At 36.1% G+C, this 17,647-nt stretch carries 9 protein-coding genes; 8 read left to right on the top strand and 1 reads right to left on the bottom strand.

The genetic code is table 11. From position 1 onward, the window contains the following. Positions 1-43: 43 nt before the first annotated feature. The 6 genes from FLAPXU55_RS00755 to FLAPXU55_RS00730 all read left to right on the top strand — a co-directional run bounded on the left by FLAPXU55_RS00755 (position 44) and on the right by FLAPXU55_RS00730 (position 5,471). A complete protein-coding gene (locus FLAPXU55_RS00755) occupies positions 44-907 on the top strand; it encodes a TraB/GumN family protein (RefSeq protein ID WP_180856038.1) in 864 nt (287 codons plus the stop codon). 78 nt (positions 908-985) lie between these two features. After that, positions 986-1,417, top strand: a complete 432-nt coding sequence (locus FLAPXU55_RS00750; protein WP_379703201.1) for an RNA polymerase sigma factor — start codon at positions 986-988, stop codon at positions 1,415-1,417. Further along, a complete protein-coding gene (locus tag FLAPXU55_RS00745) occupies positions 1,407-2,021 on the top strand; it encodes a hypothetical protein (protein WP_180856034.1) in 615 nt (204 codons plus the stop codon). The genes FLAPXU55_RS00750 and FLAPXU55_RS00745 overlap by 11 nt, the downstream gene beginning before the upstream one ends. 166 nt (positions 2,022-2,187) lie before the next feature. Continuing rightward, positions 2,188-2,805 carry a dethiobiotin synthase gene (gene bioD / locus FLAPXU55_RS00740; RefSeq protein ID WP_180856032.1) on the top strand — a complete coding sequence of 206 codons (618 nt, stop codon included), beginning with the start codon at positions 2,188-2,190 and terminating at the stop codon, positions 2,803-2,805. A gap of 98 nt (positions 2,806-2,903) precedes the next feature. Continuing rightward, positions 2,904-4,175, top strand: a complete 1,272-nt coding sequence (gene bioA, locus FLAPXU55_RS00735; RefSeq protein ID WP_180856030.1) for an adenosylmethionine--8-amino-7-oxononanoate transaminase — start codon at positions 2,904-2,906, stop codon at positions 4,173-4,175. Between the two features lie 126 nt (positions 4,176-4,301). Continuing rightward, positions 4,302-5,471: a beta-ketoacyl synthase N-terminal-like domain-containing protein gene (locus FLAPXU55_RS00730; RefSeq protein WP_180856028.1), complete on the top strand. Its 1,170-nt coding sequence runs from the start codon at positions 4,302-4,304 to the stop codon at positions 5,469-5,471. Between the two features lie 73 nt (positions 5,472-5,544). Here the strand turns inward: FLAPXU55_RS00730 and FLAPXU55_RS00725 are convergent, their stop codons facing one another. Further along, the gene (locus FLAPXU55_RS00725; protein WP_180856026.1) at positions 5,545-10,599 is read right to left on the bottom strand and encodes a T9SS sorting signal type C domain-containing protein; all 5,055 of its coding nucleotides are present in this window, start codon (positions 10,597-10,599) and stop codon (positions 5,545-5,547) included. Positions 10,600-10,979: 380 nt separating this feature from the next. On the opposite strand from FLAPXU55_RS00725, the gene FLAPXU55_RS00720 reads away from it, so the two are divergent. Then, on the top strand, positions 10,980-11,450 hold the full coding sequence (locus FLAPXU55_RS00720; protein ID WP_053474015.1) for a regulatory protein RecX: 471 nt from the start codon (positions 10,980-10,982) through the stop codon (positions 11,448-11,450). A gap of 407 nt (positions 11,451-11,857) precedes the next feature. Continuing rightward, positions 11,858-17,434, top strand: coding sequence for a T9SS sorting signal type C domain-containing protein (locus tag FLAPXU55_RS00715; protein ID WP_180856024.1), 5,577 nt, complete (start codon positions 11,858-11,860; stop codon positions 17,432-17,434). Positions 17,435-17,647 lie beyond the last annotated feature (213 nt).

The raw sequence follows: 17,647 nt of genomic DNA, 5'->3' as shown, positions 1-17,647 counted from the left end.
TTACAAAATGAGTTTCAGTCATTAACCTAACCAACCCTTCAAAATGAAAAAAATATTCCATTTATTTATAGCATTTATATTAGTTGCTTTTAGCATAAAATCACCAGCTCAAACCAAATCTCCTAAATTAGAAAATTCTCTTTTATGGGAAGTTTCCGGAAACGGGCTTTCGAAACCTTCTTATTTATATGGAACAATTCATATGATTTGTTCTTCGGATTATTTTCTAACGGAAAAAAACAAGAAAGCTTTAGAATCTTCTGAAAAGCTAGTTTTAGAAATCAACTTTTCTGACCCAAAAGAAATGTCAGAAATGCAGCAATTGGCAATGGGAAAAGAACCTTTAAGCAAAAAACTGACTCCGGAACAGTTGACAAAATTAGATGCAATTCTCAAGAAAACTACAGGAATGACCGTGCAGCAAGTTGACAGCTTTAGTTTACTGACTGTAATGAGTTTGATTTCGATGAAAAGTTTTGGCTGCGCCGATTTAAAATTCTACGAAATGGAATTTATTGAGCAGGCTAAAAAAAGAACTATTGAAATTGGCGGGCTTGAAACTGTAAAAGAACAATTCGGGATGTTTGATAAAGCCTATTCAACTGATGAAATGATTTCGATGTTAGAAGAATCAACTCCTGAAGAATCGGCTAAATTAGTTTCGGCCTATAAAACCGAGAATATTGATTTAATGTTTGATTTTACAACGGATAAAAAATATACAAGCGAAAAGACCAAAAAGATTATTCTTGAAGAAAGAAATTTAAATTGGGCAAAAAATATGCCTGAAATAATGAAAAAACAAAGTGTCTTTTTTGCCGTTGGATCAGCACATTTAGCAGGAGAATTTGGAGTTATTAATTTATTAAGAAAAGCAGGTTACAAGGTAAAACCAATTCTGAATTAATAGATTTTGAAAGAAAGGGAACAAGAGTTTTTAAATCGGATTGAAAATCATAAGGGAATTTTGTACAAAGTTTCTAAAATGTACATGGATACACATGACGATCAGCAGGATTTATTTCAGGAAATTATTTGCCAGCTCTGGAAATCGTATGATTCTTTTCGAAATGAAAGTCAGTTTTCAACTTGGATGTATCGCGTAGCTGTAAATACGGCAATTGTTTTCCTGAAGAAAGAAAAGCGGAAAGTTGATAAATATGAAATCGTTTCAGAAAATGTAAAAGAAGAAGAAGGCGATTCTCAAATCAAAGAAAACCAAATCGAACACTTTTATAAAGCCGTTCAAAAACTGGAAAAAATTGACAAGGCGATTATTTTTTATCAGTTAGAAGGGTTTTCACATAAAGAAATTGGAGAAAACCTTGGAATCTCAGAGGGAAATGCCAGAGTAAAACTGAATCGGGCAAAAGAAAAATTAAAAGATATAATTAAAAACCAAGGATATGGATTTTGATGAAATACAAAACGCATGGAATAACGATAAACCAAAAAACGTCGTTGTTCCCCATAATTTAGAAAAAATACAATCGGCAAATACACCTTTGGATAAAATTAAAAAAAATCTAAAAACAGAATTTTATTATCAAATCCTGTCGATAGTTTTCATTGGCACAGTTCCTTTGATTGCTAATCTGCCGCCAAAATGGACTTTTTTTTATTATTTACTTTTTAGTCTTTTTGTGGCCGTTTGTGTTTATTATTTACTAAAGCTTTATTTCTTTTATAAAAGACTAAATAATACCACTTTAACAACAAAAGATAGTTTGTATGAAACTTATTTTGACATAAGACTGAATATGGAATTGTACAAAACATTTGGGTTTGCCTTAACGCCGTTTTTGGTTTTATATCTTTTGGGACTTTATTATTATGCGTTTTCAAAAATTCCGGGATTTTTTGATCACGAATTTTCAAATGGGCAATTAGTCGCATTCTTTTTGATTGTTGTTTTTGGAGTACTTTTTATGGGTATTTCTTTAGAATGGTGGGTCCACAAATTTTATGGAAAATTCGCCAGTGAAATAAGAAAAGTAATTGATGAATTAAAAGAAGAATAAGAAACAGAACCCATCGTAATGATGGGTTTGTTTTTATTGGTATTTTTGTTGATGGCTCACAGATAAAACAGATGTAACAGGTTTACACTGATTGTTAGTTGAGATTAAAAAAACAAAAAAATCCGCGTTAATCTGTTCAATCAGTAAAACCCGTGGTCAATAAACTATGAAAATATTCGTAACAGGAATTTCGACAGATGTTGGTAAAACAATTGCTTCTTCGATTATTGTCGAAGCTTTAGAAGCTGATTATTGGAAACCAATTCAAGCTGGAGATTTAGATAATTCTGATAGTCATAAAGTTCAATCCAGAATTTCTAATAAAAAAACTCAAATTTTTGAGAACAGTTATAAACTGAATACACCGGCAAGTCCGCATTTGGCGGCAGAAATTGATGGAATAACAATCGAATTAAATCAAATTCAGGAACCGAAAACGAAGAATAATTTAGTTATTGAAGGCGCTGGCGGAATTTTTGTTCCGTTAAATGATAAAGAAACAATCATCGATTTAATCCAATCCGATTATAAAATTATTGTCGTTTCAAGACATTATCTGGGAAGTATCAATCATACTCTATTAACAATTGAGGCAATTCAGAATCGGGGATTTAAAGTCGCCGGGATTGTCTTCAGCGGAAGCGAAAACAAATCAACAGAAAGTTTAATTCTGAATAAAGCCAGAATAAACTGCATCGGAAGAATTGACGAAGAACCCTATTTCGATCAAAATGTAATTAAAGAATACGCCGATTTATTTAGAGAGAATTTGCTTAATTTATAGAATAAAGATTATAGAATAAAGAAAATAGAGTTTCCTATCTTTGTTTAAACAATTGAGTTTAGTCTTTTTTCTATTCTCTTTCTTCTATTTTCTTAACAATGAGCTTAACAGAAAAAGACCGCCAATACCTTTGGCATCCTTATACACAGCATAAAATTTCGCAAACACCAATTGCAATTACAAAAGCAGAAGGTGCGTTACTTTGGGATGAAAATAATAAAGAATACATTGATGCAATTGCTTCCTGGTGGGTAAACCCGTTTGGTCATAGTAATAAATTAATCGCCGATGCTATTTACAAACAATTGACGACTTTAGAACACGTTTTGTTTGGCGGTTTTACACATGAACCGGCAGTAAAAGTTGGGGAAAGATTAATGGAAATTCTACCGAAAAACCAACAGAAGATTTTCTTTTCAGATAATGGTTCTACGGCCGTTGAAGTGGCAATTAAAGTAGCGCTTCAATATTTTTTTAATAAGAATGAAAAGCGGACAACGATTATTGCTTTTGAAAATGCTTTTCACGGAGATACTTTTGCTGCAATGGCGGCGAGCGGAATTTCATTTTATACTCAGGCTTTTCAAGGAATGTTTATAGATGTAGTTCGAATTCCGGTTCCAATAAAAGGGCAGGAGCAGGCAAGTTTTGACGCTTTAGAAGAAGCAATTAAAAAACATAATTGTGCCGGATTTATTTTCGAACCTTTGGTACAGGGCGCAGCAGGAATGGTAATGTATGAACCTGAAGCGTTAGAAAAATTGATTCAGATATGTGCAGCAAATAATGTCCTAACAATTGCTGATGAAGTAATGACGGGTTTTGGAAAAACCGGAAAAACTTTCGCCATGGATTATGTTTCAGAAGAACCGGATATGATTTGTCTTTCGAAAGCATTAACCGGAGGAACAATTCCAATGGCGATTACAACTTTTACTCAGGATATTTTTGATGCATTTTATGATGATGATATCAACAAAGCCTTATTTCACGGTCATACATTTACAGCGAATCCAACAGGTTGTGCGGCGGCTTTAGCAAGTATGGATTTATTGGAGACAACAGAAATGCAGCAAAATATTGAAAGAATAAATGCTAGTCATTTAGATTTTCAAAAGAAAATTGAGAATCATCCAAAAGTAATTACTGCCAGAACTTTGGGAGTTATTTTTGCCGTTGAAATAAAATCAGATTCAGAAGAAAGCTATTACGGATCAATGCGGACAAAATTGTATAATTTCTTTATTGATAAAGGAGTTGTTTTACGCCCCGTTGGAAATATCGTTTATATTTTACCGCCATATATAATGACAGATGAACAGCTTCATAAAGTATACACTACAATTGAAGAAGCCATTGAAATGGTGTGATTTTGCCCACAGATTTAACGGATCAAACGGATGAACACAAATTAATTATTTCCTCCGTGTAAATCTGTTCAACCCGCTTTATCAGTGTGCCATTTTTTTACAGACCTTTGTTATAAATAAACTATTGTGAATACACCAAAAATTGCCATAACCGCTTTTTCATCCATTTCTCCGCTAGGGAATAATGCTGATCAAGTTTGGGAAAAATATCTCGATAATAACCATTGTTTTACAAAACAGTTTTTAGATCAGCAGGAAACTTCTGTTGCTGCTCTGGATGCTGAATCGAAACAAATTGTGGTTGAAATCCGTGAATCGGATATTAAATATAAATTTCTAGATGATTCTGTTTTATTTGCTTTAGCAGCTTCGCGAAAAGCAATTGAAAATGCAGGCTGGAATTCCAATGATATTTTCGGAATCAATATAGGTTCTTCAAGAGGCGCTACAGATTTATTCGAAAAACATTACAAAGAATATCTTGAAACAGGAAAAGCACAAACTTTAGCATCACCAACAACAACTTTAGGAAATATTTCGTCCTGGATAGCACACGATTTACAAAGCGCAGGCCCTGAAATTTCGCATTCGATTACCTGCTCAACGGCACTTCATGCACTTTTAAATGGAGTTGCATGGCTAAAATCCGGAATGGCTGATAAGTTTTTGGTTGGAGGAAGCGAAGCTCCTTTAACCGATTTTACCATTGGACAAATGCGGGCTTTGAAAATTTATTCGCGAATGGATCAGGATATTGATTTGTGGCCAAATTTGGCTTTTGATTTCAAGAAAACACAAAACACAATGATTTTGGGCGAAGGCGCAGCGGTTTGTTGTTTAGAAGCTGGAGAAAAAGAAAATGCAATCGCCTATGTGATCGGTGTTGGTTATGCGACTGAAATTTTAGAACATAATATTTCAATTTCTGCGGAAGCGGACTGTTTCCAAAAATCGATGAAAATGGCTTTAAAAGATATTGATTTAGAAAGTGTGGATGCAATTGTAATGCACGCGCCCGGAACAATAAAAGGAGATTTGACAGAATTACGAGCGATTGAAAAAGTGTTTGGATCTAATTCCCCTTTATTAACGACTAATAAATGGAAGATCGGACATACTTTTGGAGCATCTGGAATGTTGAGTTTAGAATTGGCACTTTTGATGCTCCAGAATGATATTTTTATAGAAACACCTTTTTCGGAATCAAAAAAACAAGACAAATCAATTAAAAGGGTTTTAGTTAATGCAGTAGGTTTTGGTGGAAATGCTGTGAGTATTTTAATTGAAAAAGCCTAAAATTCATCATATTTAAAAACAGAAAATCCATTCCGTTTTGCGGAATGGATTTTTTTATTGGAAGAAGTTTTTATTATTTGAAGATAATCTTTCTTGTTACTTCGGCTTTGTTTTCAAGAGTTACTTTTACCAATAAAACCTGCTCAGCAGCCTGTAGATTTGAGATTGAAAATTCTGTCGTTTCAACTTTCTTTTTGTTGTATAAAAGTTTTCCTGTAATATCAAAAACAGAAACTTCTTTAATGTTTTCTTTTGAAGAAGTGACTTTGATTGCTTTATCTTTTACAGAAACCAAAAGTCCGTCTTTTACATTTTCAAAATCGCCTGTACCTAATGTTTTATTCGTATAACGAAGTACAAAACGATCTGTAAATGTTCCTATCTCAGTATTGAATTTATAGTTTCCTGCTTTTAGGTCATGTACTTTACTGGTTACTTTGTCTTCCAGATAAACTGCCTGATCGTTTAGTAATCCATCTGTATGGTCAATTGCAATAGTAAATTCTCCCGCAACTGAAGTTTTATATCCAAGAGGAACTAAATCTGTATCTTCAAAAGGAAGTCCACGCCCCTGAATCGTTAGTTTCTTGGCTTCATTTAAACTATAAAAGTCTAAATATGCACTTCCGTTAAGTGTAGCTGCATCATAATTCTGATCCCAGCTGTTTGTTGCTCCTTCAATGTAACCTATCAGGGCTTGTTTAAATAATCCTCTTGTAGTTGACATATTCAGCCATACACGGTTTCTCTCTATATCGGCAGCTGTTTTAAAGAACTGGCTGTTTTCACCTGGTATTCTCATACTGTTTGTAAAAACAACATTATTTCCTGTACTTGCTTTAAAGAAGAATCCCTGACCTGCTGCAATTTTTCCACTTGCTGCCGGTCCATTAGAAGTTCCTGTACTTCCTGATAAGGTATATACCGAATAATCATCTGGATCATAGTTATATGTTTCATTTCCAGTGGTATTTTCGTCTGGCTGATTAGTGTGTGTCCAGAAATACAATGCTCCAGTTCCTGCGTCGGTTATTAATTTATTTGCACTAATTGCTGACGGATATGGATTTCCGATTAAATGCCACTTTGTAGCTACAGGTGTAATGGTAAAATCTCCATTATTTGGAACCCCCGTAAAAGAAGCTTGAAAAACAGCAGCACTAACATTTTCCTGAGGTCCTCTTACAATATATCCTTGTCCCGGTGTCATAACCTGAGTTCCGTTATAACTAATTACCCATCCACTTGTTGGATTAAAACTTTGGTATTTATCTGCCAGAGTAGTTGGTGATAAATCATGAAGTGTTATACCCGGTGTTGCAGTAACTGGTACTGACCAGTAAACATAATCGTAACGGTTTACAGGCGTAGTGCTTCTTAAATAAGTAATGTTTCCGCTGTTAACAGCATTGGTTGTTTGAACTAAACTTGCATTGTTCTCAAAAGTTAAAGTGCTGCCTGTATTAACTGTTACTGCATTTGTAACGGTTAGAGTGTTTGTACTTCTTACTATAAAAGAGCTATTATTATTCAAATTAATTGAATGAGCTTTATATTCAATATTTGTTCCTGTAATTTCTGGCTTGTTTGCGATTGAAGTTAAATCTGGAATCACTACACAGTCATCGACAGTAGGAACTCCACTTGGAGTCCAGTTTCCGGCAACGTTCCAGTTTGTACTTACACTACCATTCCATGTTTTACCTGCATAAGTATTTACAGTAACAACTGTAATTGGAGATTCACATCCTGAACTGTTTTTAGTAGTAACATTATATGATGATCCTGTTGCTACTCCAGTAAATATACCAGTAGTATTAGTGTAAGTTGTTCCGTCAATACTATAAGTAATTCCTGCAGCTGGAGCCGGACTTGAAACTGTAATAGTTGCTGTAGGCACAGCACATGTTGGCTGAGTTGTTACAGATGCAGTTGGCGCAGTTGGTGTTGGATTTACGGTCAATAAAGCAGAATTAGAAGTGATTGAACATGTTCCAACTGTAATGATACAATGAACATAATTTCCAGAGTATGAAAGTGGTATGTTTGCTACATTTAATGATGCAGTTGTATGACCAGTTACACCAGCAGCTCCGTCTGTGTTTGTCCATGTTGCATTATCTGGTGAATACTGCCATTGATATGTTGGACTTCCAGTAGAAGTAGCTATAGTAAATGTATGATTTTTTCCTTCACATACCGCAATTGGCTGTGGATGCGTTGTAATTACTGGTAATGCGTTAACAATTACAGTATAAGTTGCAGTAGCCTGTGTTACACAAGGTCCATTTGATACCGTCATAGTTAAAGTAACTGTGTTTCCTGCATCTCCTGGTGCTGCCGCATAAGTTGGTGTTAATGTTGTTGTATTGGTTAATGTACCTGCACCGTTATGTGTCCATGCTATAGTTCCATTGGTTGCATTCGCACCACTTACTAAAGCTGTCCCTGTTTGGCATATTGTCTGACTGCCTCCTGCACTTGCCGTTGGAGTAGATATTGTAATTATTACTCTACCTGTACCTCCAATACCTCCAGATCTAGCAGTACCACTTGTGTTACGTCCACCTGCTCCTCCACCTCCAGGAGTATTTCCAATGGCTCCATTAGCATTAGTAGTAGTGCCGACACCTCCTGTACCTCCTCCATTTGCTCCTGCGCTTCCGCTTCCTGCTGTACGACCAGTGCCAGTTCCACTTGCAGAACCTCCACCCAAACCATATAGATTAGTAGCTGTACCACCAACATTTCCAGTTGTAATAGCAGTTGCACCGGCTCCATTAGCAGTTGTACCATTTCCTAACACTCCGCCATTACCTCCTGTGGCTAAAATTGTTGTCGTTGAACCAAACCAAGATGACCCACCTTGTCCTCCAGAAGCACTCGTAGAGACAGTCCCTCCACTACCAACAGTAACCGTATATGTAGAGTTAGGTGTAACCGAAATAGATGTATTTTTAACATAAGCACCTCCAGCTCCACCTCCACCAGCCGATGGGTTCACAGAAGCGGCTCCTCCGGATCCTCCTCCACCCCAACATTCTACTTGTAAACTTGTTACGCCAGCGGGAACATTATAAGTACTTGAAGAATTAAAAACAGTAGATAATGACGAAACTGTTACCGTTCCTGTAGTTGCAGAACAGTTTGGTGTAGCAATGTTGGTAAAAGTAAATGTAGCACTTCCTGCTGCTATACTTGTTACAATTCCAGTATTCGTTACCGAAGCAACTGCAGGATTATTACTTACCCATGTACCACCGGATGTAGGAGATAAAGTAGTTGTAGATCCCGCACAAATATTACTACTACCTGTGATACTAACAATTGGCAGAGCACTTACTGTTATTACTGCAGAACCACTCATGTTTGAAGTACAACCGGTAGCATTTGTTGCAACTATCGTATATGTTCCTGCAACTGTTTGAGAACCAAAACTAATCGCTGATCCAGTTCCTGCAACAGCTGTTCCTATATCAGTACCTCCCATTTTCAATTGATAGTTAACACCTGTAGTAGAATTATTTAAACCAACTGCAAGTCCGGTGCTGCCAGAGCAATATGATCCTCCTCCAGTAACATTATAAACGACTGGAAGATCAATTACATTTACAAATGTTGTAGAAGAAATATTTCCACAGCCCCCTGCATTGGTAGCAGTTACTGTAAATTGCTTAAGTCCACTTGTTGAAAATGTTGCCGTAGGACTTTTAATATTACTGGTAGAAGAAAATGCCGCTCCTGCAGATGCTGACCATGCATAAGTTACACCTGCTGTAGAAATGTTATCTACATCCAATGTAACAGATGCTCCTATACAAACAGTTAAAGTTTTGTAGCTGCCTTTAGGAATTGTTGTCGCAACGGGAACCACCTGAGAAGATGGAACTAAAACGATATTATCTATAATAGCCCCAAGTGTTGTTGTTCCTAAAGAGTTGTAAAATTCAATGACTATTGAAGAACTTGTTGGCGTAAACGTAAAAGTACCTATCTGAGGAGTACTATTAGTGTCGCTCGTAGTATAATTTATTGATGTAGGTGATGCTGCACCTATTATTCTAACATCAACCGCAACAGATGCGGGAGACCCAGGTCTTCGAGCATAGAGAAAACTTAATGTATAAGGAACATTGGGAATAACTGTTACAGTTTGCCCTAGCGATGCCTCAGAATCTAATTCTGCTGTATTATCACTATTACCATTAGAAAAATATACACTTTCAGTCAAAACCTCAACATAAGAAGTAGCACTAACAGGTCCTTTTGAATTAACAGCAGCTGTCCAACCAACGGCGGTATTGCTAAAATCACCATTAGTAATTAAATTACCAGAACAATTGGTAATAACAACCTGATCTGTAGATGAATTACAACTATTTATTGTCCAGTTCAATACCCATGTCCCTGATCCAATAGGTGTAAATGTAGTTGTTGGATTTGTAAGACTGGCAAACTGGCTTGCTGATGTATTTGGACCACTTGCTATCGACCATGTTCCTGTACCAGTTGTGGGAGTATTGGCAGCTAATGTAAATGAAGGATTATTGCTATATTGATCAACACCTGCATTTGCTTTTGCACAAGTTGTACCACTAATAACAACGTTTCTAACTCGCAAATTACGAGTCCCTGAATTACTCCAAGCATAAATACGAACAGTCAAAGTAGTTCCGTTTACGGGTATGTTTACAGTGTTATTATTAGCAGCTGGAGTTGAGCTATTTGAAGTGAAAGAACTAGCAATAGCTGTAGAAGTTGCAAAATTATCTGTAGAATAATAGGCCTGTACTGTTAAATTCGCTGTCGATCTACTATGTTCAAAATTTATAGCCGTAACATTAAAAATATTATTAGTCGTTGGTGTAACTTTAAATTCATAGTACTCATCTGTTTGTCTTGATGTACTACTTGCCCATCCAGAAGTTGAAACACCTGCAGCAGTTGAATAAACTGGTGTATCAATACCACTTCCTATTGCTAATACTGCACTGGTAACATTACCCGTCACCGTTGTTGCATTTCCATTTGCAGTTAAAGCCCAAGTACTAGAAGCTGCTTGTGCTCCTACTAAATTTACAGAAAAAAGAGAAAATAGACCAGCGAATAGCAAATGAGAAAATCGCATTTTTAAATAAGAAACCTTCTTATGGTCAAAAAAAACAATATCACAATTGTTTTGGGTAAAATAAAATAAAGAACGAACGAACAAAAGTAGTTTTCGAATCATAGTAGGCGTGGTATTAAATTTGTTTTTGGCTTAAATTCAAATAAAAAATTTCAAGTTTCGTTATAACGAAAGACTAATTTTGAATTTAAATTCTTATTAATAACTGTTTAATAAACAGGGCAATTTAACAAACAGAATTTACCCACAAAAATATTATAATTCTCAACATAAACAAGGTTTTGAAAAAATAGTTTTGTCAAAAAGGCAATAAACACATCATAATTTAACATTTAAATGGTTATTTTTACCACTTATAGTTAAAAAGAAAGAAAATACTCATGAATGTAATTTTTACTCCAAAAGAAGCATTACAGAAATTAGAACGATTTTGTGCCTATCAGGAACGCTGTCATGACGAAGTTGTTTCGAAACTTTATAGCTTAAAAATGACTTCTGATGAAATTGATTCTATTGTTGTTCAGTTAATTGAAAATAATTTTTTGAATGAAACACGTTTTGCCTGTAGCTTCGCAAGAGGTAAACACAGAATCAAAAATTGGGGAAAAATCAGGATTACAAATGAGCTTAAATTGCGAAATATTTCTTCAACAAATATAAATCTCGCTCTTAAAGAAATTTCAAATGAAGAATATTTTGAAACTTTTGAAAATTTATCTGAAAGATGCTGGAATAGTATTCAGGAAAAAAATAATTTAAAAAAGCGCAAAAAATTTTGTGACTATCTTCTTCGAAGAGGTTATGAAAGTAGTCTTGTTTATGAAAAAGTTAAAGAATTAGAGCAAGAATAAACATCAAAAAAAGATATTTAGAATTGCATTTTTTGCCTCACTTTAAATATTAAATTTTTATTTGAAAATATCTTAAATTCCTTACGGAATAAAAAATAACGCAAAGTTGTAAAATATTGCTTTTTTGAGGATTTTTTACAAAACCAGACGTTTTTTCGATTATTATCCCAAAAAAACAAAACTAAAACGCTTATTACTAAGGATTTTTCTTATTTTTAATTTACTTGTTTTATAAGAAATTCCATAAAATCATGGTTTTTGCCGTGCATTTCATCGATTATTTTATCGGTTTATCGATTATATGCCTATTCTAAAAACCCTGATAATTTCTAAAACGTATATGTATATATCTTTGCGGGCAAGACAACTCTTATGCTCGCATAACAACCTGATAGAAAACATATAACATGAAGAAAACATTACTTTTTAGTTTTTTATTTTTTGTAATTTCCTTTGTTTCTTTCGGACAAACCGTTACAAAAACTTATGTGACAGCTACAACTCCTAAAACCTTTACAGTTCCTGCTGGTGTCACAACTGTGGTAGTAGAATGTTGGGGCGGCGGTGGAGCTGGAGGAGGATCTACAAATGCTGTTGGAGCTACTGCAAGAACAGGCGGAGGCGGAGGCGGAGGAGCTTATGCAAAAAGTAACTTAACAGTTGCACCAACAAATGTACTTGATGCTACAGTTGGGGCTGCCGGAACAGCAGCTAGTGGTGCAAGTGGTGGTAATGGAGGTTTTTCTACTGTAAGTATAAATGGAACTTCAGCTTCTGGTTTGATATATGCAGCAGGAGGATCTGGAGGAACGGGAAATACTAATGGAGGGAATCCTATTTTGGGAGGAACTGGAGGAACAACTGGAAATGTTGGTGGAGTACAGGTCATTGCGGGCGGTAATGGAGGAAATGGAGAAAGTAATAATGGTGCAGACTCTGGTGTTGGTGGAACTGGTTCCGGCCCAACAGGAGGAACAGGAGGGGCAATAGTAGGTGGTTCTGGTAATACAGCAGCTGGTAATCCTGGAAGTCTTTATGGTGGAGGTGGCAGTGGAGGAAGAACATCACAAATAGCTGGAAACAGAGCTGGTGGTGCAGGTGCAGCGGGTAAAGTTGTTATATCTTATGATTGTCCAACATCTGCTGGAACTCTTTCCGGTAATCAATATATTTGTACTTACGGAAGTACATCTACTACTTTTGCATCTACAGTTCCGGGAGGAACATGGACCATAAGCCCATCTGGTATAGCGTCAATCAATTCAAGTACAGGTGCAATTACTGCAACTGCAAACGGAACAGCTACTGTTACTTATACAATTCCATCAACAACAGATTGCCCTACAGCAAGAACAGCAACCAGAACAATTTATGTTACGAATGGACCTGGAGGAGCACCATCAAATTTAGCAGGTTCTCAAACTCAATGTCAAAGTTCTACAACTAGCTATACAATTAGCGCCGTTCAAGGTTCTTATGCTTACAATTGGTTTTATTCAGGAACAGGTGCAACTATTACACCAGCGGCTGATGGTCTTTCTGCAAGTGTTACTTTTAGTGCTTCAGCTACTTCTGGAAATATTCAGGTTACATCAACAAATGCTTGTGGTACTTCAGGTCCATCAAGTTTATTTGTAACAATAGCACAAACGAGCAACGGAGGTACATTGCCGTCTGCAAGTGGGTGTCCAAATACTTATATTGCATACTTAAATTTAACGGGATATATTGGTTCAGTTATTCGTTGGGAATCCTCTACAGATAATTTTGTAAGCAATACAACAACGATTAATAATACAAATAACGGAATTGATGTACAAAATTTAACACAAACTACTTACTACAGAGCTGTTGTTAGAAATTCACCTTGTACTAATATTTCATATTCTACAGTTTCAACAATTACAATTGGATCTACTTCTTATACAGTAGGGAGTGCTTCTTCAAGTCCAAATGTATGTATTAACACAGCAATAACAAATATAACACACAGTACTACTGGCGCAACAGGAATATCTAATAATGGAGTATCTGGCGCAAATGGTTTGCCAGCAGGTGTATCAGCATCATTTGCATCAAATACAATCACTATTAGCGGAACTCCTACCGCTGCTGGAACTTTTAACTATAATATTCCACTGACTGGAGGGTGTGGAAATGCTACAAATACTACAGGAACAATAATTGTTAGAACAAATACAGTAACAGCTGCTTCATCAAGCCCAAATGTTTGTATCAACACGGCTATTACGAATGTAACTCATACTACTACTGGCGCAACAGGAATAGCTAACAATGGTGTCGCAGGAGCAAATGGTTTACCAGCAGGAGTTTCTGCATCTTGGGCTTCTAATACTATTACTATTAGTGGTACTCCAACAGCATCAGGAATTTTTTCATATAGCATTCCGTTAAATGGCGGATGTGGAACAGTAAATGCAACGGGAACAATTACTGTTAATGCAAACAAAGCTGTGGGTGCTGCCTCAGCAAGTCCAAATGTTTGTATCAATACAGCAATAACAGCTTTTACACATACTACTACTGGAGGTGTAACAGGAATAGCTAACAATGGTGTTGCCGGAGCAAATGGTCTGCCAGCAGGAGTTTCTGCGTCTTGGGCTTCTAATACTATTACTATTAGCGGTACTCCAACAGCATCAGGAACTTTTTCATACAGCATTCCAGTTAATGGCTGCGGGTCAACTGCGGTTAATGCTACAGGAACAATTACCGTTAGGATAAATACAGTGACTGCTGCATCATCAAGTCCAACTACTTGTATTAATACATCAATAACAAATATAACACATACTACAACTGGCGCAACAGGAATAGCTAACAATGGAGTTGCAGGCGCAAACGGTTTACCGGCAGGAGTTTCTGCATCTTGGGCTACCAATACTATCACTATTAGTGGTACGCCAACAGCATCAGGTAATTTTACTTATAGCATTCCATTAAATGGGGGATGTGGTACAGTAAATGCAACGGGAACAATTACTGTTAATGCAAATAAAGCCATTGGAGCAGCATCATCTAGTCCAAATGTTTGTATCAATACAGCGATAACGAATGTTACACATACAACTGCAGGAAGTGTAACAGGAATAGCTAATAATGGTGTTGCCGGAGCAAATGGTTTACCAGCAGGAGTTTCTGCATCTTGGGCTTCTAATACGATTACTATTAGTGGCACACCAACAGCATCAGGAACTTTTTCATATAGTATTCCGGTTAATGGCTGCGGGGCAACTGCGGTTAATGCTACAGGAACAATTACAGTAAATGCCATAACAGCAATAACAGTACAACCAACTGCTCCTGCTGCTGCATGTTCAGGAAGTGGTACACAAACAATTTCAGTTACAGCAGTAGGAAGCACATTAACATATGTTTGGAAAAAAGATGGAACAGCTGTTACAAATGGCGGCGGTGTAAATGGACAAGGAACAAATACATTAACCTTAACAAATCCAACAACTACAAATGTTGGAAACTATACTGTAGAAGTTAATGGAAGTTGCGGTTCTACAGTGATATCAAATGCTGTAGCAGTAACAGTTATTACAACAGACAGAGGACGTACACATGGAGGTAGACATATTTGTTATGGAACTCAGCCTAATAAATTGACTTTGGCAAATGCTGATGCCCCTAATCAGGGAGCAGCATATTCTTATCCTGAAAAAGTAGTAAGATGGGAATATAGTGATGATAACAATGTAACTTGGATTCCCATAGCTGGTACTGCAAATCTAATTGAGTATCAGCCAACGGAATTACTTTACGCAAAAAGAGCGTACAGAGCGGTTGCACAAACTTCTGGTTGTCCACAAGGTTTTGCTGCTATCGAAACTAGCTTTGATATTGATCCTTTACCAACAGTTACTTTTACAAGTCAGGCAGGAACAAGTACCTGTACAGGAACAAACGTAGTTTATACTACACAAGGCGGACAGGCAAATTATACCTGGACAATATCTGGAAATAGTGGAAGTGATTACACTATTACTGGAGGAGGAATCGGGACAGGAAGTAATACAGTAACATTAAGATGGTTAACGACAGGTAGTAAAACAGTAACAGTTAATTATAGAAATTCTAACGGATGTTCAGCGGCCTCTCCGGCTTCTTCAACAACAACAGTCGAGACTTCTTATACTGCTCCAGTACCAGGAACAATAGTTAAACCAACTTGTTTAGTTCCAACGGGAAGTGTTACATTGAGTGGTTTGCCAAATTCCGGAACGTTACTTTTTAATGGACCAAATTCAACAAATGGAACTTACAGTATTTCAGGAACGGGAACAATGACGGTTTCAGGATTAGTTCCTGGTGATTATAGTTTTGCAATACAAAGTAATTGTGGATCAGTATATTCTTCAGTCGTAACTATACAATCAGCAAATAAATGGAATGGAACGACATGGTCTAGTGGCTCAGATCCAACGTTAAATGATATATTAGAATTTGATGCCAATTATAGCTTAGACAAAGATATTAATGGATGTTCATGTAAAATTGCAAGCGGAGCAAACGTTACAATAAAAAGTGGCAGAACTCTAACAGTTACTAACGCATTAAACGTTAATTCAGGCGGTTCTTTAACCTTTGATAACAATGCAAGTTTAGTTCAGACTGCAAATGTTGTTAACACAGGAAACATTACTTATAAAAGAAGCACAACTCCTATAAACCGTTACGATTATGTATACTGGTCAATACCGGTTACAGCAACACCAGGTATGACACTTCATGATTTATCACCAACTACTCTGGCAGATAAATACCAAAGTTTTAATCCATCAAGTGGATGGGTAATTAGTTATAACGGAACTCAGGTTATGACACCTGGACAAGGATATATTGTAAGAGGACCGCAGGAAAATGTTAGCGCTGCTGTTTTTCAAGCTTCTTTTACGGGAGTTCCAAATAATGGAGATTTTACCATTACACCTGTAGCTACAAAGTGGCATTTAATCGGAAATCCATATCCGTCAGCAATTAGTGCAAATAAATTAATAACCGACGCAGGAACTGGAGCATTGTATTTCTGGACGCACAGCAACCAGCCAGATAAAGATACTGATGGAAATGCAACTTACAATTATGATCCGGATGATTATTCGGTATATACCTTATCAGGAAGTACAGGAACTTCTAATGGCCCGGCAGCAAGTGGAAAAATTGCAGCAGGTCAGGGATTTTTCTTCAAAGCAAGTACGGGAAGTGATGTAGTTTTTACAAACAGTATGAGAATACCAGGTGAAAACAGCCAGTTCTTTAAAACAGCTGCCGATATAGAGAGAAACCGTGTATGGCTGAATATGTCAACTACAACAGGATTATTTAAACAAGCCCTGATAGGTTACATTGAAGGAGCAACAAATAGCTGGGATCAGAATTATGATGCAGCTACACTTAACGGAAGTGCATATTTAGACTTTTATAGTTTAAATGACGCCAAGAAACTAACGATTCAGGGACGTGGACTTCCTTTTGAAGATACAGATTTAGTTCCTCTTGGATATAAAACCTCAGTTGCGGGAGAATTTACCATTGCAATTGACCATACAGATGGATTACTAAATGATCAGGCAGTTTATCTGGAAGACAAAGTAACCAGTAAAGTACACGACCTAAAAACCGGTAACTATAAATTTACTACTGAGATAGGAACATTTACAGATCGTTTTGTACTTCGTTACACGAATAAAACATTAGGAACAGGTGATTTCGAAAATGTAAAAGACGGACTTTTGGTTTCTGTAAAAGATAAAGCAATCAAAGTCACTTCTTCAAAAGAAAACATTAAAGAAGTAAATATATATGATATTACAGGAAAGCTTTTATATAGTAAAAATAAAATAGGAACGACAGAATTATCGATTTCGAATCTGCAGTCTGCCAATCAGGTTTTATTAGTAAAAGTTATTCTTGAAAATGACTCTGCAACAACAAGGAAAATCATTTTCAAATAATTAAAATAAAATATAAAAAAAATCCGACAGTGAAAGCTGCCGGATTTTTCCATGTAATGAACGTACTAAATAAAAAGAGTAAAGTAAAAATAAGTTTAAATTTTTTTAAGAATTAAATCATTATTAATAACCGAATCAAACCAAATACAAATTGTATGCCCCAAAAATTACTTTTGTTTACCCGTTCTTTATTTAAAAAGATACTGTTTATAT

This window comes from Flavobacterium panici (assembly GCF_903819335.1).
GTDB lineage: Bacteria > Bacteroidota > Bacteroidia > Flavobacteriales > Flavobacteriaceae > Flavobacterium > Flavobacterium panici.
This window is presented reverse-complemented; position numbering and strand designations above follow the sequence as displayed.